General features: G+C 35.5%; 23 protein-coding genes. 7 read left to right on the forward strand and 16 right to left on the reverse strand.

What is annotated here, in order from left to right; genetic code table 11:
- Window positions 1-73: 73 nt before the first annotated feature.
- Complete coding sequence (locus tag CRG87_RS02935; RefSeq protein ID WP_074425206.1) at window positions 74-1,183, forward strand: acyltransferase family protein; 1,110 nt, start codon at window positions 74-76, stop codon at window positions 1,181-1,183.
- A gap of 177 nt (window positions 1,184-1,360) precedes the next feature.
- Here the strand turns inward: CRG87_RS02935 and CRG87_RS02940 are convergent, their stop codons facing one another.
- The gene (locus CRG87_RS02940; protein ID WP_074425205.1) at window positions 1,361-2,098 is read right to left on the reverse strand and encodes a MurR/RpiR family transcriptional regulator; all 738 of its coding nucleotides are present in this window, start codon (window positions 2,096-2,098) and stop codon (window positions 1,361-1,363) included.
- Window positions 2,099-2,256: 158 nt separating this feature from the next.
- Between CRG87_RS02940 and CRG87_RS02945 the strand changes: the two genes are divergently transcribed.
- Together CRG87_RS02945 and CRG87_RS02950 are read left to right on the forward strand one after the other, a co-directional pair.
- Window positions 2,257-4,116 (forward strand): glucose PTS transporter subunit IIA, encoded by a 1,860-nt coding sequence (locus tag CRG87_RS02945; RefSeq protein WP_074425203.1) that lies wholly within the window; start codon window positions 2,257-2,259, stop codon window positions 4,114-4,116.
- A 12-nt stretch (window positions 4,117-4,128) separates the two neighbouring features.
- Complete coding sequence (locus CRG87_RS02950) at window positions 4,129-5,616, forward strand: glycoside hydrolase family 1 protein (RefSeq protein WP_074425202.1); 1,488 nt, start codon at window positions 4,129-4,131, stop codon at window positions 5,614-5,616.
- Between the two features lie 803 nt (window positions 5,617-6,419).
- Here CRG87_RS02950 and tsf read toward each other — a convergent pair.
- The 3 genes from tsf to CRG87_RS02965 all read right to left on the reverse strand — a co-directional run bounded on the left by tsf (window position 6,420) and on the right by CRG87_RS02965 (window position 9,298).
- The gene (gene tsf, locus CRG87_RS02955) at window positions 6,420-7,295 is read right to left on the reverse strand and encodes a translation elongation factor Ts (RefSeq protein WP_074425200.1); all 876 of its coding nucleotides are present in this window, start codon (window positions 7,293-7,295) and stop codon (window positions 6,420-6,422) included.
- A gap of 31 nt (window positions 7,296-7,326) precedes the next feature.
- Entirely contained in the window at window positions 7,327-8,112 is a 786-nt protein-coding gene (gene rpsB / locus CRG87_RS02960) for a 30S ribosomal protein S2 (RefSeq protein WP_074425198.1), read from the reverse strand.
- Window positions 8,113-8,266: 154 nt separating this feature from the next.
- Window positions 8,267-9,298: a GIY-YIG nuclease family protein gene (locus tag CRG87_RS02965; RefSeq protein ID WP_074425196.1), complete on the reverse strand. Its 1,032-nt coding sequence runs from the start codon at window positions 9,296-9,298 to the stop codon at window positions 8,267-8,269.
- A 58-nt stretch (window positions 9,299-9,356) separates the two neighbouring features.
- Between CRG87_RS02965 and CRG87_RS02970 the strand changes: the two genes are divergently transcribed.
- Both CRG87_RS02970 and CRG87_RS02975 read left to right on the forward strand, forming a co-directional pair.
- A complete protein-coding gene (locus CRG87_RS02970) occupies window positions 9,357-9,971 on the forward strand; it encodes a lysophospholipid acyltransferase family protein (RefSeq protein WP_074425194.1) in 615 nt (204 codons plus the stop codon).
- Between the two features lie 98 nt (window positions 9,972-10,069).
- Window positions 10,070-11,248 carry an SAM-dependent methyltransferase gene (locus CRG87_RS02975; protein WP_046307074.1) on the forward strand — a complete coding sequence of 393 codons (1,179 nt, stop codon included), beginning with the start codon at window positions 10,070-10,072 and terminating at the stop codon, window positions 11,246-11,248.
- Between the two features lie 163 nt (window positions 11,249-11,411).
- Here CRG87_RS02975 and CRG87_RS02980 read toward each other — a convergent pair whose 3' ends face one another.
- The 5 genes from CRG87_RS02980 to CRG87_RS03000 form a co-directional block, all read right to left on the reverse strand.
- Window positions 11,412-12,812 carry an FAD-binding oxidoreductase gene (locus CRG87_RS02980; protein ID WP_074425192.1) on the reverse strand — a complete coding sequence of 467 codons (1,401 nt, stop codon included), beginning with the start codon at window positions 12,810-12,812 and terminating at the stop codon, window positions 11,412-11,414.
- Between the two features lie 131 nt (window positions 12,813-12,943).
- The gene (locus CRG87_RS02985; RefSeq protein WP_074425190.1) at window positions 12,944-14,734 is read right to left on the reverse strand and encodes an ABC transporter ATP-binding protein; all 1,791 of its coding nucleotides are present in this window, start codon (window positions 14,732-14,734) and stop codon (window positions 12,944-12,946) included.
- A 1-nt stretch (window position 14,735) separates the two neighbouring features.
- Window positions 14,736-16,490 carry an ABC transporter ATP-binding protein gene (locus CRG87_RS02990; protein ID WP_074425188.1) on the reverse strand — a complete coding sequence of 585 codons (1,755 nt, stop codon included), beginning with the start codon at window positions 16,488-16,490 and terminating at the stop codon, window positions 14,736-14,738.
- Between the two features lie 71 nt (window positions 16,491-16,561).
- A complete protein-coding gene (locus tag CRG87_RS02995; protein ID WP_074425186.1) occupies window positions 16,562-16,777 on the reverse strand; it encodes a YneF family protein in 216 nt (71 codons plus the stop codon).
- 69 nt (window positions 16,778-16,846) lie between these two features.
- Window positions 16,847-17,119 carry a DUF896 domain-containing protein gene (locus tag CRG87_RS03000; RefSeq protein ID WP_046307087.1) on the reverse strand — a complete coding sequence of 91 codons (273 nt, stop codon included), beginning with the start codon at window positions 17,117-17,119 and terminating at the stop codon, window positions 16,847-16,849.
- A gap of 144 nt (window positions 17,120-17,263) precedes the next feature.
- Between CRG87_RS03000 and lexA the strand changes: the two genes are divergently transcribed.
- Entirely contained in the window at window positions 17,264-17,887 is a 624-nt protein-coding gene (lexA, locus tag CRG87_RS03005) for a transcriptional repressor LexA (RefSeq protein ID WP_046307089.1), read from the forward strand.
- A 270-nt stretch (window positions 17,888-18,157) separates the two neighbouring features.
- On the opposite strand, the gene CRG87_RS03010 is transcribed toward lexA, so the two are convergent.
- The 7 genes from CRG87_RS03010 to ylxM all read right to left on the reverse strand — a co-directional run bounded on the left by CRG87_RS03010 (window position 18,158) and on the right by ylxM (window position 22,910).
- Window positions 18,158-18,904: a nucleoside phosphorylase gene (locus tag CRG87_RS03010; RefSeq protein WP_074425184.1), complete on the reverse strand. Its 747-nt coding sequence runs from the start codon at window positions 18,902-18,904 to the stop codon at window positions 18,158-18,160.
- Window positions 18,905-19,016: 112 nt separating this feature from the next.
- A complete protein-coding gene (gene rplS / locus CRG87_RS03015; RefSeq protein ID WP_046307093.1) occupies window positions 19,017-19,364 on the reverse strand; it encodes a 50S ribosomal protein L19 in 348 nt (115 codons plus the stop codon).
- A 113-nt stretch (window positions 19,365-19,477) separates the two neighbouring features.
- Window positions 19,478-20,203 (reverse strand): tRNA (guanosine(37)-N1)-methyltransferase TrmD, encoded by a 726-nt coding sequence (gene trmD, locus CRG87_RS03020; RefSeq protein WP_074425182.1) that lies wholly within the window; start codon window positions 20,201-20,203, stop codon window positions 19,478-19,480.
- A complete protein-coding gene (gene rimM, locus CRG87_RS03025; RefSeq protein ID WP_074425180.1) occupies window positions 20,193-20,708 on the reverse strand; it encodes a ribosome maturation factor RimM in 516 nt (171 codons plus the stop codon). Before rimM ends, trmD begins: the two co-directional genes overlap by 11 nt.
- 71 nt (window positions 20,709-20,779) lie before the next feature.
- Window positions 20,780-21,052 (reverse strand): 30S ribosomal protein S16, encoded by a 273-nt coding sequence (gene rpsP / locus CRG87_RS03030; RefSeq protein WP_046307097.1) that lies wholly within the window; start codon window positions 21,050-21,052, stop codon window positions 20,780-20,782.
- An 85-nt stretch (window positions 21,053-21,137) separates the two neighbouring features.
- Complete coding sequence (gene ffh, locus CRG87_RS03035) at window positions 21,138-22,565, reverse strand: signal recognition particle protein (protein WP_074425178.1); 1,428 nt, start codon at window positions 22,563-22,565, stop codon at window positions 21,138-21,140.
- Window positions 22,566-22,568: 3 nt separating this feature from the next.
- Entirely contained in the window at window positions 22,569-22,910 is a 342-nt protein-coding gene (gene ylxM / locus CRG87_RS03040; RefSeq protein WP_046307101.1) for a YlxM family DNA-binding protein, read from the reverse strand.
- Window positions 22,911-23,115: 205 nt separating this feature from the next.
- Here ylxM and CRG87_RS03045 point away from each other — a divergent pair, with 205 nt between their 5' ends.
- The gene (locus tag CRG87_RS03045; RefSeq protein WP_046307103.1) at window positions 23,116-24,543 is read left to right on the forward strand and encodes an APC family permease; all 1,428 of its coding nucleotides are present in this window, start codon (window positions 23,116-23,118) and stop codon (window positions 24,541-24,543) included.
- The last annotated feature ends 49 nt before the right edge of the window (window positions 24,544-24,592 follow it).

Consider the following 24,592-nt stretch of genomic DNA (forward strand, 5'->3'; position numbering starts at 1 on the left):
TGAAAAAATCGCATATATTAAGGCTGAACTTCTTAGGGATCTCACAAATCTACTAAGAGAGGTCTTAAATGAAATGGATAAATATCCTTATCCGGTATATAAAACAGCAGATATTGGAGATTACTTAAAAGTCTTTGCCTGTACTGCAGTTATGTCGCAGCCAATTATGTCTTTGGTTATGGGGGTTGGTCAGCCTTTTGCCACACAAGATATATTTGGCATTATGTATAATTTGGTTAAATACACTGCACCAGCCTTTATTTTTGGCATCCTATACACCACAATTCGAACAAATGATTTGGCAGGTAATTTTTCATATAAAGCACATATGAGGTCAAGCTGGTCAAACCTATTTGTTCCGACAATTTGGTGGACGTTAATTTATTTGCTGGGAATGCCATGGCTCCAACAGATAAATAAATTTAATAATTTTGGTTCATTTTGTTGGCATTTTATTAATGGTAATGGCGCACCGCATTTGTGGTACAACACAATGATGTTGCAGTTTATTATTTTAATGCCATTGTTTTGGGCAATTAGTCGTTACGTTGGTAAAAATGTAAAAAGAGGGTTACTTGTCGCTCTAATTACTTTTGTTTTATATTTTGTCTGGCTATGGTTTTATGATTTTTACGTATTCCATGGTTCACACGAAAAAACGTGGTATATGCTAGATCGAATTTTTATTTCGTTCTTTATTTACGGCGTATTTGGAGTACTTGCATGGCAACTGAGAGATTATGTTAATTCAATATTAAGTAAATTTTGGTGGCTAATTCTATTAGTTTTTCTTGCTTGTTTTATTTGGACAAATTTTGAATTACACGGCTTTGGCCATCCAGTCCTTTTTGCAAACGCTCCGTATTATAAGCCATCAATGACATTCTATTGTTTAGCAGTCATTGCTTTAATTGCTGCTCTATGCTTACATCAAGTTAGGAATGATTCGGAAACTTCACTCAAAGTTTTTCATTTTTTAGCTACATATGCTTACCGTGCTTACCTTTCAAACGTATTTTGGAATCAACTGATTTGGCGTGGATTAAATATGGGTTACCATGCGACTTACCACCCATTTTTAACTTTCCTAGGCACCTGGATCTTAACTTGGATACTATCGTTCACTTCTGCATATTGCCTACATATTTGGTGGACAAAAATAAAAAGCTATATAGTTAAATAGACGTTAAATCAATCTAAGAATGCAAAAAGAACCCTCTATAAAGAGGGTTCTTTTTATTTAACCTAAAAATGTTTCTATTCTAGAAGAACTTTTATCCGACAGCTAAAAAAATGCTAGTACAGCTAGAATGATACCCAAAACAAATACCAAAGCTAAAATATATTATAAATAAAAAATTTAAGAACGAGCAATGTGATTTATTATCATTTCAACAAATAAAGAGAACAGTGACTGTGGATCAATTGCGGAACTATTAGCAAATGCTTTTCCAGGTAAAACAATACAATTTTTAAAATACTTGCTTAGTTTTGTGTCTGGATTAAAAGTAATTAAATAAGTTCTAGACAGTTTACTTAAAGGTTCTGAAATATATTTCTTAATGTATGGATCATTACCGCTAACTGAGAACACAACAAGTGTATCTTCTTCTTCTATTAATCCAACCCAATGTGAAGCAGCTAGATAATTATCGGCACAAAAACTGATTTTATTTAAATCCTGCATCCCCATCGCTAATTGTTTTGCAGGAATACTAGAATAATATATTCCAATTATGTAATTGTGTTTTGAATTTACTAATGCTTCTGCGAAATCACTAATTTTGTCTTCTTCAATATTTTTAAAACTATTAGCAACTTTCAGATAATTTGATAAATAACTCGAATTATTTTTTTCAAAATCAAATCGTTGCAGTAAATAATTTTTCAACTGGAATTTAAATTCTTTAAATCCTGTATATCCAATTTTTTTACAATATCTTTGCACAGAAGCTACTGATGTTTGAGCATCAGTAGCTAATTTTTGTATGGTCATCAATTGAACGTGTGCTGGATGTTTTAGAACGACATCATATATTTTTTTATCAGATTTAGAAAATTCAACATTATTTGGCTTCAAAAATTCATTTAACTTCATTAATGTTCCTCACTTAACAAAATATTTTATCACAATTTTCGATATTTTTATCATTTTATTATTGTTAACGCTTGCAATAAGTGATACTATCTTTTGTAATAAGTATCATAAATTATGATACTTTTATCATTTTATTTTTTTAAAAAATGGAGGTTAAAATGGACTATCACAAACTAGCAAAAATCATAATTGATAATGTTGGCGGGAAAAACAACGTTAAGAGCGTAACACATTGTATGACTCGCTTAAGGTTTTCTTTAAAGGACGTTTCTAAAGTAAACGAGGATGAATTAAACAAAGTTAAGGAAATACTTGGTACTGTTTACTCTGGAGACCAATACATGATAATTTTAGGCGCTAATTTATTGCCGACCTACAGCGCTGTAGTTAAGGATTTTGATTTAACTACAGAAGCCCCAATTGAAGAAAATTTAGATGAACCAACAAAAACAAAATGGACATTTAAAAATTTCGGTGGAAAAATTTTGGATTTTGTTCAGGCTTCCGTAACACCTATGTTACCCGGACTAATAGCAGGTGGCATGTGCAAAGTTGCTTTGATACTTATAGTAACCTTTATTAATCCTAACTTTGCAAAGACTTCTAGTTATATGTTTTTATCTGCCATTGGTGATGCTCCCTTCTACTTTATGCCAATCATGGTAGCATACGGAGCGTCAACCAAGTTAGGAGGAACTCAAGCTTACTCAATGATGGCTTCGGGAGCCTTGCTGTATCCTGCTTTTCATGACATTGTTAACCAATTAGCAACTAATCCAAGTCTAGCAAAACAGTCACTTTTTGGCTTACCAGTGAAAGTTCTCAACTACGGATCATCATTGCTACCTGCCTTACTTATCTCGATAGTAGCTTATTTTGCAGAAAAGTATCTTAACAAAATTGTTCCAGGTATTTTTAAATCGGTATTTGTTGGTATGGGAACAATTTTTATTTCTGGATCCCTTGGTTTCTTAGTACTTGGACCCCTTGGAAATTATCTTGGACAAGTCATAGCTTCAATAGTTATGTTTTTAAGTAAAACTGTCGGTCCTCTAGCTTTAGGACTATTAGCAGCCGTATTGCCATGGCTAGTGATGACTGGTATGCATACGGTATTATCACCATTTATGCCACAATTAATAAGTAATCCAGGTTATGATCCAATTCTACGACCAGCGTTTATCCTTCATAATATGGCCGAGGGCGGAGCCAATATTGGTGTTGCTTTAAAAACCAAAGATAAAAAATTGAGAAGTCAAGCTTGGTCCTTAGCAGTAGGGGCAATTGTTGCCGGAGTAACTGAACCGTCTTTATACGGTATCAACTTAAAATACAAAAAACCTATGTATGGTGTAATGGCCGGTGGCTTTACAGGTGGCCTTGTTGCAGGGCTTTTAAATGTAAAAGCCTATGTAATGGGATATTCAAATATTCTAGCATTGCCTATTTTTGAAAATACTATTGGAGCTATGATTGCTGGAATAATTACTGCGATTTTAGTATCAGCCACAGTAACATTTCTTTTAGGTATTAATCAAAAAAATGAAGTTACGGAAGCTACTCATAAAAATTATTCAGATGATTCATTTGTAGCTATTTGTGACGGAACCTTAGAACCTTTATCACAAGTAAATGACAAAGCTTTTTCTTCAGGAGCTTTAGGAAGCGGCGTAGCATTTAAATTATCGGGAAACTATATTTGTTCCCCTGCTAATGGCACACTATCAGCTTTATTTCCCACCGGTCACGCTTTTGGAATCACAACAAAAGACGGTGAGGAACTATTAGTTCATATAGGTATTAATACAGTAGACCTCAAGGGCGAGGGATTTAATGTGCTCGCTCAGCAAGGAGACGAAGTTAAAGCAGGCCAACCTATTATAGAAGTTGATCGTAATTACATCGAAAGTCAAGGATATGACTTGACTACAATGTTAGTTTTTACAGATACAAAAGGTAAAAAAGCACAACTTAAAGATACTGGAAAGGTTTCAGTAGGAACAATAATAAATTTGTAAGGAGTTAAAAATATGACAAGAGAATTACCACCAAACTTTTTATGGGGCGGAGCAACATCGGATTTACAATACGAAGGTGGCTTCTGTGAAAATGGACGAGGGCTTTCTACTCATGACTTTGAAACTAATGGCAATCTTAAAAATCCAAGACACCATACAATGATTACATCTGATAACCAAAAGATAAGCCCTAAAAGTGCTTTTTTTGATGCTGATGATGTCCCTGAGGATGCAAAGCCTATATTTGAGGACAAACAATACTATCCAAGCCATAATGCTGTTGATTTTTACCATCATTATAAAGAAGACATTAAGCTTATGGCTGATATGGGATTTAATGTCTATCGTTTTTCGATATCTTGGAGTAGAATTTACCCAACCGGTGAAGAAGAAAAGCCTAATCAAGAAGGACTAAAATTTTATGATAATGTCATCAAAGAACTTGAAAAATATAACATACAGCCATTAATTACAATATGTCATGATGAATTACCAATCAATTTAGCACTGAAATATGATGGTTGGAACTCAAGAAAAGTTATAGATCTTTACCTAAAATATGCTAAAACTCTATTTGAGCATTTTGGAAAACGCTGCAAGTATTGGTTAACTTTTAATGAAATCAATGCTATTCGTGGTTTTGGTCCCACTGGTGTACACAAAGCAAATGGAATTGACAGATATCAAGCCGCTCACAACATGTTCGTTGCATCTGCCAAAGCTGTTAACTTAGGCCATAAAATGATGCCTGAAAGTCAGTTTGGGGCAATGTATGCAATGAGTGCTTGTTATCCAGCAACTTGTAAGCCTGAAGACATGTTCCATAATCAATTAGAACTACGTGAAAATTGGTATTTTATAGATACTATGGGACGCGGCTATTACCCTGCATATGCAGATGAAGTTTTACAGCATCATGGAGTAAAAAGTCTGAAGGAAATAAAAATGGAACCTGACGACAAAGAAATTTTGAAAAACGGTCAGCTCGACTTTATTTCTTTTAGCTACTATCGTTCAAACATTTCTAAGGATGGAGATGCTTGGTTTAATGTCGGTGGATCTCCGAATCCATACTTAAAAACTACTCCATGGGGTTGGGGATTAGATCCTCTAGGCCTGAGATACACAATGAATATGATTTTTGATAGAATACAAAAGCCGATTTTCATTGTAGAAAATGGTATGGGAGCAATTGATAAGCCAAATCAAGATGGATATGTTGAAGATGATTATCGTATTGACTATCTAAATCAGCATCTTTCAGCCATGGCTGATGCAATAAATATTGATAAAGTTCCTTGTATTGGCTATACAATGTGGGCACCAATTGACTTAGTTTCTTTATCCACCGGTGAAATGAAGAAACGCTATGGTTTTGTGTATGTTGATATGGACGATTTAGGAAACGGTACATTAAAGCGTATTCCAAAAAAATCTTATTATTGGATCAAGCACATAATTGAAACAAACGGTAAAGCACTTGATGAAGAAAATAAATAGTTTCTAATAGTACTCTTTATTCTAAAGATTAATTTATGCTTCTTTACCATAAGGACTAATTTCCAACATTCGTTGGTATTAGTCCTTTTCTATGTAATAGTATGCCAACTCATCGTTTTATAAACTTAAAAACTCATCAACCTTTTCTAATATTTTTACTCTTCAAATTGAAAGTAATCTCCTACACGGCTTTTAAATTTAAAGAAATATATGCTTGATTTTTAACACAAAAAGCTGCGCTATAATCTAGGAGCGCGGCTTTTTTGTATGTAAAGATCATTTCTTATTTTAAAATCGATTATATAGTATTTTATGTATTTTCATGATAGGAATACCATTCCTGATATAAAAAGAAAATAGTTCTATTAAAACGAATATCATTAAAAAAGTATTTGCTTAGTTATATTAAAGCAAAATTACTATAAAAAACGCTTTTTATCCTTCTTATGAAAATGTTTCTATTCTAGACTGGCTTTTTATCCGATAGCTAAAAAAAATGCTAGTGCATCTAGAATGATACCCAAAACAAATACCAAATTATTGTTTAATTTAGAAAATGACTTTTCAGCGCTTAAATATATACATATCGTTCCGACTATCACTGCAATCATCATTATGTCAAAGCCCATATGCCTTACCTCACTTTGAAATTTATCTAATTATATTTTTCCATATTAAAATTAGTCGGTAAATTCATTTGGTTTTATTTTAGAATTATTTTATTAACTTTAGCTTTCTTTAAGAATAAAAAAACTTATCCATTAGGATAAGTTTTTAGTAAATCTTTTTTTAGACTTCAAGGACTATTTAATTTGCTCTTGAACTTCAGCAGCAAAGTCTTCTTGCTTCTTCTCGATACCTTCGCCAACTTCGTAGCGAGTGTATGCAGCAACTTCACAACCTTCAGATTTTGCGTATTCTGCAACTGTCATATCGCCATCTTTAACGTAAGGTTGGTCAACTAAGCAAATTTCGCTTAAGTACTTGTTAACACGACCTTCAACGATCTTAGGAATAATGTTTGCAGGTTTACCTTCGTTTTCAGTTTCCTTAGTGAAAACTGCCTTTTGACGATCAAAATCAGCCTTTGGAACAGAAGCTTTATCTAAGTATTCAGGGTTAATAGCAGCAACGTGCATTGCAATGTTCTTAGCTGCTTCTTCATTGTCACCCTTTAAAGTAACAACAGCAACAATTGATCCACCATTATGCTTGTAAGCGCCAAATACTTCATCGTCGTTCTTGCTGATTAAATCAAATCTTCTTAAAGTGATCTTTTCACCGATAACAGCAGTCAAGTTGGTAATTTCTTCACCGATTGTTGAACCAGCCATTGGAGCCTTTAAAGCTTCTTCTACGTTAGCAGGCTTTGCAGCAAGAATTGCCTTTGTTACATCATCAACTAACTTAATGAACTTATCGTTTGATGAAACAAAGTCAGTTTCTGAGTTAATTTCAACTAATGCAGCTGTGTTACCAGAGAATGCATATTCAGCCAAACCTTCAGCTGCAATTCGACCACTCTTCTTAGCAGCTTTTGCAACACCGTTTTCTCTTAAAATATCAATTGCCTTTTCAACGTCTCCATCAGCTTGAACTAAAGCTTTCTTGGAGTCCATCATTCCGGCACCAGTACGATCACGTAACTCTTTAACTTGTTTAGCAGTAATATTTGCCATTGATGTATCCTTTCAAATAAAAGATATTTAACTAGTCTTCGTCTGAAGTTTCTTCAGCTTCAGTTGCTTCTTCAGCACCATCAGCTGTAGCATTCTTAGTCATTTCAGCTTCTACGTCAGCGTTATTGTCATCTTGACCTTGCTTACCTTCAATAACAGCATCTGCCATTGCGCCTGAAATTAAGCGAATAGCACGAATAGCATCATCGTTTGAAGGAATAACAACATCTACTGGATCTGGATCAGTGTTAGTGTCAACCATTGCAACAACTGGAATACCAAGAATGTTTGCTTCGTGAACAGCAATCTTTTCCTTCTTAGGATCAACAACAAACATTACGTCTGGGATTCTAGGCATGTCTTCAATACCACCTAAGAATCTTTCAAGCTTATCCTTTTCCTTAGTTAATAAAGATGCTTCCTTCTTTGGTAATACTTCAAAAGTACCATCTTCTGACATCTTCTTAAGGTCCTTTAATCTTTGAACACGACTTTGAATAGTCTTCCAGTTAGTTAAAGTACCACCAAGCCAACGTTGGTTAATGTAGTATTGACCAGCACGAGTTGCTTCTTCAGCAATTGAGTCTTGAGCTTGTTTCTTAGTACCTACAAAAAGAATTACACCACCGTCTTGAGCAACTGCTCTAACGAATGAGTATGCGTCATCCAACATCTTGATTGTCTTTTGCAAATCAATGATGTAGATACCATTTCTTTGAGTAAAGATGTAAGGAGCCATTTTTGGATCCCATCTTCTAGTTTGGTGACCGAAGTGGACACCAGCTTCAAGTAATTGTTTCATTGAAACTACTGACATAATTAACTTCCTCCTATGGTTTTATACCTCTCAAGCGATCATTTCAACGTTTCACCAGTGTGTGGCACCAAAACGTTGATCACTCTTGATGTTTCTTACTTGTGTGTTTAACACACAAGTAAGATAATACTAAATTTAGGCTTAAGAATCAAGGCTAAAAATCAACTGATCGTTCACGCAAAAAATTTTCCTTCCACTGTCGTGTATGGTGCTTAAACCAATACTCTCTTTTCAATGCTAGTTGCTTATCTTGAAATTTTTCGTGATAAATCATTTTGACAGGTCTTCTAGTCTTAGTATATTTTGCCCCTTTACCAGTGTTATGTGCAGTTAACCGTTTTTGTAGGTCATTTGTAAAGCCGCCATAAAAACTACCGTCATTGCACAACAAAACATAAAAATAGTAACTTTTTCCTTCATCATGTTTTTGCCGCTCTTCATCAGTTTCACGAATTACTTTTTGAATCACAGGTAAAAAATCACCGTTTTCATCATGAACTTCAATCGCATCCCTCAAAACCAAGCCATCTGTTGCCGTGTGCTTAACAGCTTCAATAATAACTAAATTTGCATCATCTCCACGATGAGATACATACGGCTGTACAAATTTGATACTTAAATCGTGCTTTATGCAAAAATATGCAATTTCGTTAAGACGTTCAGGTCGATGTACCATATACATTTTTCCCTTCATCTTAAGAAGATCACTGGCAACCATAATTATTTCTTCTAAGTTAATTAACAATTCATGACGTGCAATTGCTTTTTTAGGATCAGGATTTACTTTATGATTCTTTGCCACTTTAAAATATGGTGGATTAACCACGACTACATCATAAGAATCTTTACGTAAAAATTTAGGTGCATCCTTAACATTTTTTTGATGAACTTGAATACGGTTTTCCATTTGATTTAATTCAACCGATCGCCTAGCTTGTGAAGCAGCCTCATCTTGAATTTCAATTGCATCATACTTAGCTCGATTAAAATATGCCATATAAATTGTTGCAGCACAGTTTCCTGCACAGAGATCAGCAACTTTCGAACTATCTTTAATTGATTCTTTAGCTTCTGACGCCAGTAATAATGTGTCTAACGAAAAGCTAAAGGCATCTTTGTCCTGAACAATTTTAAGATTATCGCTATACATATAATCAATTCGTTCATTTTTTGACAAATTTACCATAAAAATTTCTTCCTCTCCTCAAGCTCTGTTATAATATTTTACATCATTGGAGGAAATAATGTTTTATCATATCATTCGCCCAATTGCCCGCTTTATTGTCTGGCTACTAAATGGGCATTTACATGTTAATCATAAAGAACGTATCCCAGATGGGAATTATATTTTGGCAGCTCCGCATCGCACGTGGTGGGAACCGATTTTGTTTGCTTTAGCTGCAAGTCCAAAAGAATTCATGTTTATGACAAAAATTGAATTATTTAAATATCCTGTTTTAAATTTCATTTTAAAGCATGCACATGCCTTTCCAGTTGACCGTAAAAATCCTGGTCCATCTGCTCTAAAGACACCTATCAAGGGACTAAAAAATGGGAATTATTCATTAATTATCTTTCCATCTGGAACCAGACATTCCGCCGAACTAAAAGGCGGAACTATTGCAATTGCAAAGCTATCCGGTAAGCCAATTGTTCCCGTTGTTTATCAAGGTCCTCTGACCTTTACAGGACTTCTAAAGAGAAAACCACTTGAGGTTTGCTTTGGCGACCCTATTCAAGTTGATCGAAAAATCAAACTAACACATGAAAATGAAGCAATGTTAGATAATCGGCTTAAAGAAGCTTGGAATAAGATTGATCAAGAACAGAATCCTAATTTTCATTATCAACCAAAGTAAAAACAGACAAAATGAAAAGATTAAACTTTAATAAGTTTAATCTTTTTTTGTAGTGTTAAAATAATTACGACTGTAATTGAATGGAGGAAGTCAAAAAATTGTTAGAGAAAACATTTTATAAAATGATGTTAAGTAAGTCTTTTCCTTTCCCAGTGAAAGTAACCTATTGGGATGGTAAGAGTGAAGTTTATGGCAATGGCAACCCAAACATTGAAATCATTTTTAATGAAAAAATTCCAGTTAATGAAATCACCCGTAATGCTTCATTAGCACTCGGCGAAGCATACATGGATAAAAAGATTGAAATCAAGGGCAGTATACAGGAACTTATCCTTGGAGCTTATGAAAGCCCAAACAGTTTTATGCGGTCTAGTAAATTCCGCAAATTTATGCCTAAGCAAAATCATACTGAACAACAGAGTGAAAAAGACGTTCAAAGTCACTATGATATCGGTAATGATTTCTATAAGTTGTGGCTTGACCCTACGATGACCTACTCATGTGCATACTTCAAGGAAGGCAATCAAGACGACCTTGAAAAGGCTCAAATTGATAAAATTAATCACATTCTTGATAAACTACATCCACAAAAAGGTAAAACTCTTTTAGATATAGGTTGTGGCTGGGGAACGCTTATGTTGACTGCAGCCAAAGAATATGATCTTAAGGTTACTGGTGTAACTTTAAGCGAAGAACAATATAAACTTGTTCAAAAGAAAATTTACGATGAAAATCTACAGGATCAGGTAGAAGTTAAGCTAGAAGACTATCGCGAACTTGGCGATCAACAATGGGATTACATTACTTCAGTTGGCATGTTTGAGCATGTTGGTAAAGAAAATCTTGGTCAGTATTTTAATGACGTTGCAAAATACCTTAAAAAAGACGGCGTTGCCCTAATCCACGGAATTACCCGCCAACAAGGTGGCGCTAGCAATGCTTGGATTGATAAGTACATCTTCCCAGGTGGCTATATCCCAGGACTAGATGAAAATGTTCATCATATTGTCGAAAATGGTATGCAAATTGATGACATGGAAATGTTAAGACGCCATTATCAACGAACAATTGAAATTTGGGATAAAAACTTTAACAATCATCGTGATGTTATTCAGAAAAACATGGGTGAGCGCTTCACTAGAATGTGGGATCTTTATTTACAAGCATGTGCTGCCTCCTTTGAATCAGGAAATATTGACGTAGTTCAATATCTCCTAACCAAAGGGCCGTCTGGTAAAAACTTACCAATGACTCGAGATTACATGCTTAAAAATTAAAACAAACGAGCTATAACTCAATTTTTAAAAGATTAGTTACGTATTTAATCGTAACTAATCTTTTTTATTTTCAACTAGAATTTTTTGACCAAATTAAAAACAACCTTCGAATTCAATAATGATATCGAAAGTTGCTTTATAAACTTATTTACCTTTTATATTTTTACATCTTAAAGATTTTACCAGGGTTAACAACTTCATTAGGATCAAACAACTTCTTAACTTGACGTAAAAGCTCAGTGTAGTCGTGACCATAGAAATCTTCATAATAACCAGCACGAGCATAACCAATACCGTGTTCGCCGGACATATTACCATCAAGTGATTTAGCTGTCTTGTATAATTCTGAAATTACTTTATCACTTGTCTTAGCGTATTCTTCATCAGACATATCGTCAGAGCAAAGATAAATATGTAAGTTTCCGTCTCCGGCATGTCCAAAGTTTGGAATTCTAATGTTCAATTCGTTTTCAAGCTCTTCGATACGATCTAAAACTTCTGGAATGTGGTTAATTGGAACACAGACATCTATTTCATCCATCTTTGGAGTTGACTTTTGAATTGCAAGAAGTAATTCTTCACGACATTTCCAAATTTTCTTAGCTTCTTCTGAATCGGCACTTAAGATAACTGCATCTTCAGCTTTAAATTCTTTTACAGCTTCCAATGCTTGTTTCAACTCTGCTTGCCACTCTTCTTCAGTAAATGAATCGAGGCCCATGATAATAAAACCATCACCATTTTTAATTGGGAATTCATCGTTTGCGTATTTTTCCCATAAGTTAATCACTTTACGTCCCATGAATTCAACTGTAGTTGGAACAACACCGGAAGCAAGAATTGCTGGAACTGATCTAATTGCATCATTCAAAGTTGGGAAAGGAATAATTGCATTAATTGATTTACGTGGCTTTGGATACAATCTCAATGTAACTTCAGTAACAACGCCAAGCGTACCTTCTGAACCAATAATCAAATCTTTTAGAGAATAACCTGATGAAGATTTAACTGCTTTCGAGCCAAACTTATACAATTTTCCGTTAGTTAAGACAACCTTCAATTCACGGATGTGCTCTCTTGTAACACCATACTTGATTGCTTTTAAACCACCGGCATTTGTATCAACATTACCACCAATTGTAGCCCAGTGCATAGCAGGTGCTGGCATATAAGTAAATGGTTTATCAGCAAGATATTCTTCAATATCCTTTAATCTGATTCCTGCTTGAACTGTCATAGTTAAACCATCTGGATCATATTCTAAAACACGGTTCATTTTAACCATATCGAGTGAGATACCACCATCAACAGATAAGTTGGCACCCATTAAACCAGTTGAATTACCACGTGGCACCAAAGGAATATGATGATCACTCGCATATTTAACAACATTTTCTACTTCTTGATTAGTAACTGGTTGAATTACTAATTCTGGCATTGCTGTTACTGTTCTAAATTGGTCATGATCCCAATGTTTAGTTGGCTCTGTAACAAAACGCTCAGGTTCTGAAATAAATTTACGTAAATTTTCACGATCAGTATCATTAATTTGATGGTATTCCATTTCAAACTTCCTATTTCTAAAACATAAATATTTTTAATTGTTATTATAATTAATTTACATCTTTGTGTAACCGCTGTCAACAGTTGATGTAAAAGAAAAGCACGGGATAATTAAATAACCCGTGCATAAACTTATTTTTGACTGTTTTGCAACTTATATAAGTTGTAGTAATAACCTTTTTGAGCTAATAATTGTTCATGATTTCCATGTTCAACTATTTTACCATCGTTTAAAACGATAATTTGATCAGCATCAACAATTGTCGACAATCGGTGTGCAATGGCCAAAGTAGTTCGGCCTTTTCTTAAACTCTTTAAGGCAGTTTGAATTAATGTTTCAGTTTCAGTATCAACGTTAGCCGTTGCTTCATCAAGAACTAAAATTTTCGGATCAGTGACTAAAGTACGTGCAAATGAGATTAGTTGTCGTTGTCCCTGACTGAACTCGCTGCCACCTTCACCAACCTTGGCATGATATTTACCGGGAAGATTTTCGATAAACCCATCTGCTTGAACAGTTTTTGCTGCATTCTTAATTTCTTCATCAGTGATATTTTTATTATAGAGTCTAATATTAGAATTCACATCACCATAAAACATGAATGGTTCCTGTAAAACTAGACCCAGTTTTTTGCGAAGCTCTTCTTTTGGATACTTCTTTATATCTACACCATCAATTAGTACTTGCCCCTTATAGAATTCATAAAAACGCATCATTACGTTGATAATTGAACTCTTACCGGAACCAGTGTGTCCAACAATTCCCAAGGTTTCACCTGGATTAACAGTAAAAGAAATATCATGCAATATTTCATTTTTACCATCATATGAAAAGCTTACATGCTTAAATTCAATTTTACCTTTAGTAATTATTAAGCCTTTTTCAGCTTGCTGCTCAGGTTCAAAGTCTGTATTGTCAAGAATTCTAAAGATTCTCTTTCCTGCAACAATTCCATCTTGAAAGAAGGTCATTTGATCCATCATATTAGCAATTGGATTGAAGAATTGCGAGATATATTGTGAAAATGCATAAACCACACCTGCAGGAACAAAAGTCTCACGTAGTGGAAAACCAAAGTACATCAAGGTTAAAGCAAGTGCTATCGAGTAAAGCATACTCGTTAACGGTGATAAAAGTAATGAATTAAGGTTTATCATACTAAAACGCGTCTTCATTAAAGAAGTGTTTTCATGTTCAAAATTATCAATCATTCGCTTTTCTTGTTTGAATTGCTGAATTAAAGAAACCCCTTCAATTGACTCGTTTAAATTCGTATTAATGCGACTTAAGCGCTCGCGATAATTTCGGTATAACTTTGAACTTCTCTTAGAATATTGCCAAATAATTAGCAATAAAATGGGTAAAAATGCCAAAACAATTAAGCCCGCATAAAAGTTAGTCGTAAACATCGCTACTAAAGCAGAAATAATTGAGAAGAATGACATGACTACACTTGAAAGTACAACTAAGAAGTTGCTCAAAGTCATCGTATCGTTAGTAACACGCGAAACGATTGACCCGGCTGGAGTTTGATCAAAATAGCGCATTCCCAAGCTTTGCAATTGCTTATATAATGCTGACCGTAAACTCTCAAGCGATTTTTCAGAACCTAAAGCAAAAAAGTACTCGTAAGTAAACTGCAAAACCGCTTTGATAACCGAACCAAAAGCATATAAGAAACCAGCAAATAAGATGATTTGGGTTGTAACACTCTCTTTAACTAAGTAATTGTCCAAAAAGAACTGCAATCCATATGGTAGAAGCATGTTGATTACACTAACCAAAAATGCTCCAATACCCGCAATAATCATTTCATTTTTGAACCGCATTACAAAGCGCATCAAACGTTTGAAGATGCTAATTTGTTCTTTTACAGGTATTTCTTTTGACCAGACAGATTCATAATTACTTTGATCGTCCATCTTATTCACCTACCTTTGCTTCTAATTCTTGGCGTTGCCACATGTCTGCATACCAGCCGTTTTCTGCTAACAGCTGATCATGCGTACCTCTTTCAACAATTTGACCGTCTTTTAGAACCAAAATTAAATCGGCATTCATAACTGAGGTCAGTCTGTGCGTAGCAATTAAAGTGGTTTTACCTTCACGCTCTTTACTTAGTGACTCTAAAATTGCCATTTCAGTTTTTGCGTCAACAGCGGATAAAGCATCATCTAGGACTAAAATTTGACTTTGCTTCAACAAAGCTCGTGCAATTGACATTCTTTGCTTCTGTCCCCCAGAAAGAGAAACGCCGTTTTCACCAACAAGAGTGTTGTAGCCACCAGGCATTTGCAAAATATCATTGTGCAAATCACTTTTTTTAGCAGCTGACACAATCGCACTCTCATCTGAATTTGCATCTGAAAAAGCAATATTCTTTTGAATACTTGTTGAGAAAAGATAATTATCTTGCGGAACATATGAAATCTGACGCAATAAAACATTTAATGGTATTTCTCTAATATCATGACCATTTAATGTTATCTTCCCATCATATTTATCAAATTCACGCAGCAACAGTTGAATAATCGTAGTTTTACCTGCTCCGACCTTCCCAACTAGTCCAAGTGTCTGCCCCGTTTTTAAAGTGAAATCAATATTGTGCAGCACTGGAATTTGAGGCTCATCAGGATAAGCAAAAGATTTTACTTGGTATTTCAAATCACCTGCAATATCTTGAGCTTGAAGACTTTGATCAGCATGTTGATCGGTAATTTCAGGTTTTTCATCAAGTAGTTTTTCAACTCGATCATAGCTTGCGCTACCTCGCTCAAGGATATTAAATAGGTAACCAATTGCAAACATAGGCCAAACCATATTCCCGATATAGGCAATAAATGATACAAGTTGCCCAATTGATAAAGCCTTGTGACTAACCAACAATCCACCATAAATAATAGTTATTGTATAGGTCAGTCCAATAAGAAGCGTTCCCAATGGGTCAAATAATGAATCCCACTTAAAGACACGCTTATTGATTTTAATCGTATCATTAACCATGTCATTGAAGGCTTCAGTATCTTCTTTTCCTTGACCAAAGGTTTTTAGGACCTTAATCCCGGAAATCGATTCCTGAGTTTTATTGTTTAAACGAGAAAAAGCAGCCTGAGATTCATCAAACGCACCGTATAGCTGATCGCCTAATTTCCATGCCCCCCAAGCCAGAAATGGTAATGGAATAAGTGCAACGATTGTTAACCGCCAATCAACAAATACTATCATTGCGACCATTGTTGTTACACTCATCAAAAGTGAATCAACTAATGTCAATACACCTTCACCCGCAACTTCCTGAATCGCTGAAACATCATTAGTGGCGTGTGCCATTAGGTCACCTGTTCTATGGCGTTGATAGAATGTACGATCCATTTCCATAAAGTGCTCAAACAGTTTAGAGCGCATTTGCAATTCTAATTCGGCTGCACCACCCCAAATTTGACGACGCCAAAAATAGCGGAAAGCATATAAAACTAACGCAGCTAGTACAATGGCTAAGATTAAAGTCGCATATTCTTGCCAAGAAATATGACCTTTATCTAATTGATCAGCCATTAACCCCAAAATTCTTGGTGGTACTAAGTTAATTACTGAAGTCAGTGCTAGAAAAGCAACACCGATTAAATAGCGTTTCTTTTCCTTTTTAAAAAACCAGCCTAACTTAAAAAATATACCCATTTTTCACCTGTCTTTCAAAATAAAAAGGCGGAAGAAATAATCCTCCGTCTGATGTCAATCTAGTTAAGATTTTATTTTTGATGTTTCATCATGTTCATCACTTGGTTTACCTTTTTAGCAGAAGGTTTTTGACCCATTTGTGACATCATGGCAACAATCATATCTTCACTGATTGGTGGATTATCTTTAAAATATTTCTTCATGTATGCTCTAGCACCATAAAAGCCGCCAATAAGACCTATTAGCAGCGCTACAATAATTAATACAATTGCTAATCCTAAATTCATAAAATAATCACCTCAATTTGTCCAATAGATATATCTTACCTAAAAAATAAGTAAATTAAAAGCTATAAATCAGTCTTTTCTCAAGCCTTTCTTACGCTGTGCTTTTTTTGCTTTTTCGGAAGTTACTTCTTTACCATTTTTATCTACGATAACCAAGTCTTCGACATCTTGTTTAAAACCAGCACGGAAATTTCTGATAAATTCTTTGTGAAGTTTTTGTCGCTCCTCTTCTTCTTCTTTAGTTAATCCCTGAGCTTCTTTCTTATGGTATAACTCATTGATTCTATCAGTTAGTTTTTTTTCTTGTTCTTCAGTTAATCTTTGTTCATTATTTTCAGTCATTTTTGCACCTCTCATTTGTAAAAGTCTACCTTACTTTTTGGATAAAAAAAAGAATAATTATTTAGAACGCCTGTTTGTATTAGGCAACATTATTTGTTAGAATGTAGTTAATACAAAGAATTAACTAACGAATGGGAGAAAAAAATGACCAATAAGCAAAGTTCTAAGCAACTACAAATTCTTCGTTATATATATGATACCGTTGAAAAACGCGGATTCCCTCCCACTGTTAGAGAAATTTGCCAAGGAGTTGAACTCTCATCAACTTCTACAGTTCACGGTCATCTTTCTAGATTAGAAAGAAAAGGCTTAATTGTTAAGGACGCAACTAAACCTCGAGCACTAGAAATAACAGAAGAAGGCAAAAAGGCACTTGGTGTCAAGCCTACTGATATTCCAGTTGTTGGTGATGTCACAGCAGGTCAGCCTATTTTAGCCGTTGAAGATATTGAAGATTATTTCCCACTTCCCCCTGATTTAGCTAATGATGCTGGCGACTTATTCATGCTACGAGTTCACGGTGAAAGCATGATTAACGCTGGTATTTTAAACGGAGACAATGTGATTGTCCGTAAACAAAGCTCTGCTACTAACGGTGAGATTGTTGTTGCAATGACCGATGAAAATGAAGCAACCGTCAAGCGGTTCTATAAAGAAAAAGATCATTACCGTTTACAGCCAGAAAATGATACTATGGCACCAATACTCTTGAACAGCGTTCATATCTTAGGTAAAGTGGTTGGCTTATATCGAAACAACATTATTTAGAAACTATTTATTACACCATTGAAATTTACGAACTAGTTTTATTCGGAATTCAATGGTTTTTTTTCTACATTTTTTGAGTCGCATCTAAATAAAGCAGAAATGCAAAATTTGTCCTTTTATCTTTCCACAGCAATTATTAAAATGTAATTCACAAATTTTCGAAGTTATTTTGGTATTGAATGCTGTTATATCAATATTTGTTTTAAACTTTGTGAAATACAGCATAGTTTCACATCAGTTTCACACTTCGATTTTTCACAAAGTTGGAAATTAAATGTTGGCTATAATATTTGCTGCCAAATTAATGGCTGCCTCATGAGCATCCCTGCCCCAGCCTCTTTCATCATGCTTTTCTATGTCTTTAAGAGAATCTGCCGTAAATAATATTTGTGCAAAGTCGACCCCTCTAAATTGTGCACACGCAGCCATTGCTGCACATTCCATCTCTACACAAGAAGCTCCAAATTCCTTAGCCTGCTTTACTTTCTTGACTGTTTCCCTAAAGAAACCATCAGTAGTCCAGGTAGTTACTTCTTCATTCAGCAACTTTTTGGTCTTAGTTAAAAACTCTGACTTTAAGTCAATATACGTTCCTGGTTTCATATAATGAAAGGATGTGCCCTCATCTCTAATAGCTTTTGTAGGCACTAGAAAATAGTTCTCTGGTAAATCAACTAAGCAGCCTGCTGATCCTATTGCTAAAATCTGTTTAACACCATAACTTATTAGCCAATCTAATAGCTCTACAGCAGCTGCAGCACCTATTTTTGCCTGACAAAAAGTAATTTTTTGTCCATCTAAATCAACCTCATATATTGGGGTTTCTCCTTCAAAGCAGTCAAAGAACCCAAGCTTTTTATGAGGATAACGAGCCAAAAAATCACTGATTACATCAGGAGTTAAGAATGCGAACAGCAGCTTGGGCTGAAAATGAAAGTGATTAATTTCTTTTTCGTGATCTCGTTCTAAAACAGCCCGCGGTTCAGGATCAAAATTTAACAAAAATGGTTCTTTCATAGTTCTTTTCCTCATTAAAAATATTTTAATAAATATTTTAATAAATATTTTAACATAAACAAAAAAGAGAATCACTCCATTGCGGAGTGATTCTCTTTTACTTAAACGTGAATTAACGACGCTTTTCTGCGATTCTTGCAGATTTACCATGACGTTCACGTAAGTAGTAAAGCTTAGCACGACGTACACGACCGTGACGTAATACTTCAATCTTAGCTACTCGAGGGTCATTTACTGGGAAGGTACGTTCAACACCAACACCGGAAGCAATCTTACGAACAGTATAAGTTGCAGCAATACCTGCACCCTTACGCTTGATTACAACACCTTCGAACATCTGAATACGTTCGTGAGAACCTTCAACAACACGTACGTGAACACGAACAGTGTCACCAGCACGGAAGTCAGGAATATCATCACGTAATTGTTCTTTAGTTAATTCTTGAATTAATGGATCCATATTTTTCTCCTTCTTCGGCATTCATCAACGATTATCTGCGCCAGCGGAACACCCATAACTATTAGTACATTACAATTGCACCTTTGTTATATTAGCAAAGAAAGCTTGTAAAATCAAGCCTTTGTGTCTTCTTGTTTAATCTCTTCTAACATGGTTTTTTCTTGAGAACTCAGTTCATAATTTTTCAGTAAATCAGGCCGATGTAAATACGTTGCTCGTAGCGACTCTTTATGACGCCATTCATCAATTTTTTGATGATTCCCTGAAGTCAAAACAGCTGGGACTTTCATTCCTTCAAAGTCTTCTGGTCGAGTATACTGCGGGTATTCTAATAAGCCATGTGCAAAGCTTTCTTCAACTGGAGAGGCTGCGTTACCTAAAATACCAGGTAATAGCCGTACAGTTGCGTCTACCATACTCATCGTTGGTAATTCTCCACCAGTTAAAACATAATCTCCGATTGAGACAGTTTCATCCGCTAAATCATAAACACGCTGATCAAAACCCTCATAATGGCCACAAATAAAAGTTAAATTATCTTCTTTTGACCATTCCTGTGCCATTTTCTGATTGAAAGTCTTTCCTTGTGGTGCCGTAATAATCACTTTACCTTTATTGGCAAGTGAATCAAGTGCCTTTTTAATTGGCATAATTTGTAAGACCATGCCTGCACCGCCGCCGTATGGAGTGTCATCAACATGATGATGAACATCAGAAGTAAAGTCACGAAAGTTAACTAAATTTAGTTCCCATTTACCATCTTCAAGACCACGGCCAAGCATTGAAGTTGTTAAGGGGGTAAACATATCCGGAAAAAGTGTCAGAATATTAACTTTCATCTCGCAAGCCCTCCAATAGTTCTACGTACACTTTTTTAGCGTCGACATCGACTTTTTTGACAACTTCATCAATATAGGGGATTAAATACTCGTTGCCTGATTCTTCAGTAATTTCCCAAACGTCATTAGCTCCTGGAGTTTCAATTCCAGTGATTTTGCCCAAGTCACTACCATCTTGATTATCAATAACCGAACACCCTAAAATATCACGATAATAATAGTATCCTTGTGGCAGTTCATGTTGTTCAGTCTCGCTAACAACCAAGATTTTTCCCTTGAGTAATTCTGCTTGCTCAATTTGATTGATCTCTTCAAATTGAATAAGCCAAAATTGTTTAAACGGTCTGCTACTCTTAATTGTTAATTCCGTTTGCAGATCATCTTTCAGTGATAACTTGCTCCCGGGAGCAAACCGTTCATCTGGGAAATCGGTAATTTGCGTTACTTTGACTTCTCCAGTTAAACCATGTGTCGTCAATATGCGCGCAACGTCATAAAACTGCATCTTTTCTCCTAAATTTAAACCAAGAAAAAAGTTTGAAGCAAACTACTCCAAACTTTTTCTAACAAATTCAATTATTTGTTGAATTTTGATTCGTGCAACTTCTTCATTAAGCCAGCGCTTGAAAGAAGTGAACGTACAGTATCTGAAGGTTGTGCACCCTTCTTCAACCATTCAAAAATCTTGTCTTCATCAAGCTTCAATTCCTTAGGTTCTGAAACTGGATTGTAGTAGCCTACTTCTTCAATAAAACGACCATCACGTGGCATTCTTGAATCTGCAACAACTATTCTGTAGAAAGGTTTTCTTTTGGCACCCATACGGCGCATACGAATTTTTACTGACATAAATTAATATCCTCCTAAAACTTACGAATAATAATATAGCATGTTTTTTTGAGGGTGTAAAGCTTTTTCCCTTAACAGGTAAAAACTAAGAATGATAACGTTTGACCTTCATTCGCTTCTTCTTATTTTTCTTAAACTTCTTGCCCATTCTTCTCATTGCAATTCTTCCCATTGGTGAATCCATACCAGGAATATTCTCCATTCCTTTTAAATTCCCTTTGGTTATCTTACTCATCATGTCACGAGCTTGCTTAAACTGCTTAATCATTCGATTAACTTCAACAATCGGTCTACCAGATCCAGCAGCAATTCTCCTTCTGCGACTTGGATTTAACAATTCAGGATTTTCACGCTCTTCTTCTGTCATTGAAGAAATAATTGCTTTAACATAGACGATTTGCTTTTTATCAAAATTGACATTTTTTAGCTGAGGGTTGTTAGCCATTCCAGGAATCATCTTAACAATTTGGTCAAGTGGTCCCATCTTTTCAACTTGTTCAAGCTGATCAACGAAGTCATTAAAGTCGAAGGTATTCTCCTTCATCTTTTCTGCTACTTCTTCAGCTTTTTTGGCATCGTAATCTTGCTGAGCTTTTTCAATTAGAGTCAGCATGTCACCCATGCCCAAGATTCTGGAGGCCATCCGATCAGGATGGAATTGTTCAAGGTCAGTTAATTTTTCACCTTGCCCAGTATAAATAATTGGCTTTCCAGTCACAGCTCTAATTGATAAAGCTGCACCACCTCGAGTATCACCATCTAATTTGGTCAAAATGACGCCGGTAATGTCTAAGCGACTATCAAACCCCTTTGCTACATCTGTTGCTGCCTGACCAGTCATTGCATCAACTACAAGCAAAATATTATCTGGATGTGCAATTGCTTTAACTTGCTCAAGCTCTTCCATCAATGGTTCGTCAATTTCTAGTCGACCAGCCGTATCGATAATGACATAGTCATTTTTATTTTGATCAGCCTGTTGCAGACCGTTTTTTACAATTTGAGCAACGTCTTTTTCATCCCGCTGACTATAAACCGGAACCTTTAATTGATCACCTATTTGTTCAAGCTGATCAATTGCGGCAGGTCGGTAGATATCGCCCGCAATCAATAAAGGACGGGCTTTTTCTTTTTCAATCAAGCGATTAGCTAGCTTACCAACAGTTGTCGTTTTACCGGTACCTTGCAAACCAACCATCATAATAATAGTAGGAATGTGCTTAGATTTGTTAAGTGTTGTAGCACTCTCGCCCATCATCTTAGTCAATTCATCATTAACAATTTTAATGACTTGTTGACCCGGATTTAAGCTTTCTTGAACCTCTTTTCCTAAGGCTTCTTGCTTAATCTTTTTAATAAAGTCTTTGACAACTTTAAAGTTAACATCCGCTTCGAGTAAAGCTAGTCTGATTTCACGACTGGCATTATTGATGTCCTCTTCAGAAATTTTACCCTTACCAGATAAATTGCGTAGAGCTTTTTGAATTCTTTCACTTAGATTCTCAAACGCCATGAATTATTCTCCCCTCATCTTGTGCAATAACTCGTTAATATCATTTAAAGCTTGATTTTGCTGCTTTTCTTTAATTGCAATGGAAATTTGACCTAGCTTCTCTTCAATTTCATTATAGTCTTTTTGCATATGCAGTTTTTCCTCATAATTGACTAGCAGAGTGCGGCAACGCCGTAAGTTATCATAAACCGCTTGCCGTGAAACTTGATGATTCAGAGCAATTTCACCCAAAGAAAGATCATTATAATAATAATCTTCAAAATAACTTTGCTGGTTTTTAGTCAATAATTTTCCATAATAGGCGTATAAATCACCTAGGACTTCATTTTTTGTTAGTTCATCCATTGCGTTCACCTTGAACCAGTATAGCAAAAATGCGCGTACTTGACGATCTAGAAAGATGAGTTTACCTAAAAAATCCAATTAAAGTTTCTTGCATTCAAAGATAATAGCTTGTATCATTACGGTGCTATTTTGTCTAAAAGGTAAGAATACACTAATGACAAGCTTTTGCTTGTTAAATTTAACATAACACTAAGGAGATTTTTGTTTGAACTTTTGGAAAAAAATGAATCGGAAAGAAAATCCGGCCATTTATCAAGAAAAAGATGGTCACTTAATCCGCACATTAAAAGTCCGAGATTTTTTAGCTTTAGGTGTTGGAACAATTGTTTCAACCTCAATTTTCACCCTGCCTGGTGAAGTTGCTGCCCTGCACGCTGGTCCTGCTGTCGCGATTTCCTGTGTAATTGCTTCAATCGTTGCTGGTTTGGTTGCATTTGCCTACGCTGAAATGGCAGCAGCAATGCCATTTGCAGGCTCAGTTTATTCATGGATTAATGTTATCTTCGGCGAATTCTGGGGCTGGATTTCTGGCTGGGCACTACTTGCTGAATATCTTATTGGAATGGCCTTTATCGCCTCTGGGCTTTCAGCCAATTTCCGCGCTTTAATTGCTCCACTTGGGTGGCAACTACCAAATGCGTTAGCTAACCCTTTAGGAGTAAACGGCGGCTTCTTTGATCTCATTGCCTTAATTGCGATTACACTAGCTGCTCTGATTGTTAGTTGCGGTGTATCTAAAGCTTCAAAAATTGAAAATGTTTTAGTTGTAACAAAAGTTCTGGCAATCCTTTTATTTGTTGTTGTTGGTCTAACCGCAGTACAAAAAGTTAATTTCATTCCCTTCGTTCCTTCATACCGGCCTACTAGCCATGGTGCTTTTGGTGGTTGGCAAGGAATATATGCTGGCGTTTCAATGATTTACATTTCTTTTTTAGGTTTTGACACAATCGCTTCAAATTCAGCTGAAGCAGTTAATCCGCAAAAGACAATGCCGCGTGGAATTATCGGTTCCTTGCTTATTTCAGTTGCATTATTTGTTGCTGTTAGTCTAGTTCTAGTAGGAATGGTACCTTATCAACAATATCTTAATTCAGCAGAACCAGTTGGCTATGCATTAAGGCAAACGGGTCATGGAATGGTCGCAGTAATTGTCCAATCTGTCGCAGTTTTAGGCATGTTTACTGCTTTAATTGGCCTTTGCTTGGCTAGTTCACGTTTGATATATTCGTTTGGTCGTGATGGGATGCTACCTAAAAAATTAGGAAAATTATCGGCTTCTCGTCGTCCAACATGTTCGCTATGGACAGTTGCAATTATTGCTATCTTTATTTCTGCCTTCATACCGTTTACCTTTTTAACGCAATTGGTATCTGCAGGAACTTTAATTGCCTTTATGTTCGTTTCAATCGGAATTTATCGCTTACGTCCGCGTGAAGGAAAAGATATTACTGATCCAGCCTTTAAAATGCCATGGTATCCGGTTTTACCGTTCTTAGCATTTTTGGGATCTTTCGCCGTTTTCTGGGGATTAGACATGCAAGCTAAAAAATACATGTTCTTCTGGACCATTATTGGGCTTATTATTTATTGCTTTTACGGAATCAGACACTCAACGATGGATAAACGAAATTAAATAGCATTAAAAAACCTCCTAGTAAAAACTAGGAGGTTTTTTCACTTAT

Origin of the sequence: Lactobacillus apis, from assembly GCF_002837055.1 — a bacterium.
Taxonomy (GTDB): domain Bacteria; phylum Bacillota; class Bacilli; order Lactobacillales; family Lactobacillaceae; genus Lactobacillus; species Lactobacillus apis.

Bases quoted from the DNA above. Each gene is read 5' to 3' on its own strand.
- CRG87_RS02985 (WP_074425190.1), bottom strand. From the start codon at position 14,734: ATGGACGATCAAAGTAATTATGAATCTGTCTGGTCAAAAGAAATACCT.
- CRG87_RS02970 (WP_074425194.1), top strand. From the start codon at position 9,357: ATGTTTTATCATATCATTCGCCCAATTGCCCGCTTTATTGTCTGGCTA.
- rplS (WP_046307093.1), bottom strand. From the start codon at position 19,364: ATGGATCCATTAATTCAAGAATTAACTAAAGAACAATTACGTGATGAT.
- CRG87_RS02940 (WP_074425205.1), bottom strand. From the start codon at position 2,098: ATGAAGTTAAATGAATTTTTGAAGCCAAATAATGTTGAATTTTCTAAA.
- CRG87_RS02980 (WP_074425192.1), bottom strand. From the start codon at position 12,812: ATGGAATACCATCAAATTAATGATACTGATCGTGAAAATTTACGTAAA.
- CRG87_RS02965 (WP_074425196.1), bottom strand. From the start codon at position 9,298: ATGGTAAATTTGTCAAAAAATGAACGAATTGATTATATGTATAGCGAT.
- CRG87_RS02950 (WP_074425202.1), top strand. From the start codon at position 4,129: ATGACAAGAGAATTACCACCAAACTTTTTATGGGGCGGAGCAACATCG.
- CRG87_RS03010 (WP_074425184.1), bottom strand. From the start codon at position 18,904: ATGAAAGAACCATTTTTGTTAAATTTTGATCCTGAACCGCGGGCTGTT.
- lexA (WP_046307089.1), top strand. From the start codon at position 17,264: ATGACCAATAAGCAAAGTTCTAAGCAACTACAAATTCTTCGTTATATA.
- ylxM (WP_046307101.1), bottom strand. From the start codon at position 22,910: ATGGATGAACTAACAAAAAATGAAGTCCTAGGTGATTTATACGCCTAT.
- CRG87_RS02945 (WP_074425203.1), top strand. From the start codon at position 2,257: ATGGACTATCACAAACTAGCAAAAATCATAATTGATAATGTTGGCGGG.
- tsf (WP_074425200.1), bottom strand. From the start codon at position 7,295: ATGGCAAATATTACTGCTAAACAAGTTAAAGAGTTACGTGATCGTACT.
- rpsB (WP_074425198.1), bottom strand. From the start codon at position 8,112: ATGTCAGTAGTTTCAATGAAACAATTACTTGAAGCTGGTGTCCACTTC.
- CRG87_RS03000 (WP_046307087.1), bottom strand. From the start codon at position 17,119: ATGACTGAAAATAATGAACAAAGATTAACTGAAGAACAAGAAAAAAAA.
- ffh (WP_074425178.1), bottom strand. From the start codon at position 22,565: ATGGCGTTTGAGAATCTAAGTGAAAGAATTCAAAAAGCTCTACGCAAT.
- CRG87_RS02935 (WP_074425206.1), top strand. From the start codon at position 74: ATGGATAAATATCCTTATCCGGTATATAAAACAGCAGATATTGGAGAT.
- CRG87_RS02995 (WP_074425186.1), bottom strand. From the start codon at position 16,777: ATGAATTTAGGATTAGCAATTGTATTAATTATTGTAGCGCTGCTAATA.
- rpsP (WP_046307097.1), bottom strand. From the start codon at position 21,052: ATGTCAGTAAAAATTCGTATGCGCCGTATGGGTGCCAAAAGAAAACCT.
- rimM (WP_074425180.1), bottom strand. From the start codon at position 20,708: ATGCAGTTTTATGACGTTGCGCGCATATTGACGACACATGGTTTAACT.
- CRG87_RS02990 (WP_074425188.1), bottom strand. From the start codon at position 16,490: ATGGGTATATTTTTTAAGTTAGGCTGGTTTTTTAAAAAGGAAAAGAAA.
- trmD (WP_074425182.1), bottom strand. From the start codon at position 20,203: ATGAAAGTTAATATTCTGACACTTTTTCCGGATATGTTTACCCCCTTA.